Below are 1,324 nucleotides of genomic sequence, written 5' to 3' on the forward strand. Positions count from 1 at the left end.
CCTATGCCCAGCACGAGATGGTGAGCCGGCTGGCAAGCGGCGCGCATAATCTCCCCCCTCGCGGGGGATATGGCCGGCAGGCCAGAGGGGGTCGGTTCGACCGGACGCGGCCCCTTTGCGACAGATGGAGGTTAGCGCTTCACGCGAGGCGACCCCCTCTGTCGCCTTCGGCGACATCTCCCCCTCAAGGGGGGAGATTAGCCGTCGTCCTACTTCCGCAAGACCATCGGTCGCCCGAGCAGAAATCGGACCAAATTGCCGGCGTTGCGCGAGGCCTTGGCCGAGGTCTGCGGCATCTGCTTTTGCGCGGGCTCTTTTCGAAGCGGGGCGCGCGCTGTCTCGGCGCCTAGCCGGCCCACCGTGAAAGCCGGTTCCGCGACCGGCTTGCCGCGCAAGACATTGGCGGCATTGTTGTCATGGACGACGATGCACCATTGAGCTTCCTTCACGGCCGCTCCGACGGTGTTCAAACGCTTCGCCATCTTTGTGTGCTCGTCGCAATAGACCCCGTTCATGACCGGCGATCGCTTCTCGACCAGCGTGCCGAAGGCCGAGGTCGGATATTCGTGGTGCGTGTAGCGGTTGGTTGCCGCATCGAAATTCTGGCCGTGGGGAAAGGCGATATAGAGCGGTTGCTGGTTCACCTCACCCTTGGCGATTTCCCGGCGCGCGTAAAAGTCGACACGCTCCATGAAGGTCGGCGCCAGCGCGTCATCGCTGTCGAGCCGCGTCAGCGAAACAAATTCGGCATCCGTGTCGCCTTGGACAAACGCATTGAAGGCAACATTGTGGTTCTGGCCGGCCTCGACGAGGACCGGCCTGACGTCGATCCCGATCGCGCAATCGCAAACGATCCGGATGTAGTTCTCGTGTGTCTCGGAATCGAACCCGACCAGAACTGTAAAGTCCTTCAGCGATTGGCCTTCAAGGGAAGGCGCGCAATAGGTATCGAATAACGCCAATCGCTCGACCAGCCACACAGGGTCGAGATTGGCTCGCCCTTCTCCAGTCCATTGGCTCGGCATGAAGCCAGTGGCGGTGTTGTAGCGAATCGCCACGTATTTCTTCAGGTCGGTGCTCATGGGGCGACATTAGAGCATGGGCCCGAAAGGTGGAATCTCGGAAAACATGGTGCGCGGCACCTTTCTCACCAATCGCTTGCGTCACACCTATGCACAGCACGAGGAAGGAAGAGTGCTGACTCGAATAGGCTCGCGCCCTTCCTCTCCCCCGTCGATCGCTATTGCATTCACACATCTCGGTTGCGTTTTGGGGCGAAGCTCGATTCTATTTGGGCCGGGACGCTGAAGGAGGTTTGAATGAC

Annotated in this window: 1 protein-coding gene; it reads right to left on the reverse strand. The window is 60.5% G+C overall.

The genetic code is table 11. The features are described 5' to 3' along the window. Positions 1-209 precede the first annotated feature (209 nt). The gene (locus NKJ06_RS35450) at positions 210-1,082 is read right to left on the reverse strand and encodes a glycosyltransferase (RefSeq protein ID WP_352632074.1); all 873 of its coding nucleotides are present in this window, start codon (positions 1,080-1,082) and stop codon (positions 210-212) included. Positions 1,083-1,324 lie beyond the last annotated feature (242 nt).

Source organism: Mesorhizobium sp. M0293 (assembly GCF_040321735.1).
In the GTDB taxonomy this organism is placed as follows: Bacteria; Pseudomonadota; Alphaproteobacteria; order Rhizobiales; family Rhizobiaceae; genus Mesorhizobium.

Excerpts from the sequence above, each read along its gene's own strand:
- NKJ06_RS35450 (WP_352632074.1), bottom strand. The coding sequence starts at position 1,082 with ATGAGCACCGACCTGAAGAAATACGTGGCGATTCGCTACAACACCGCC.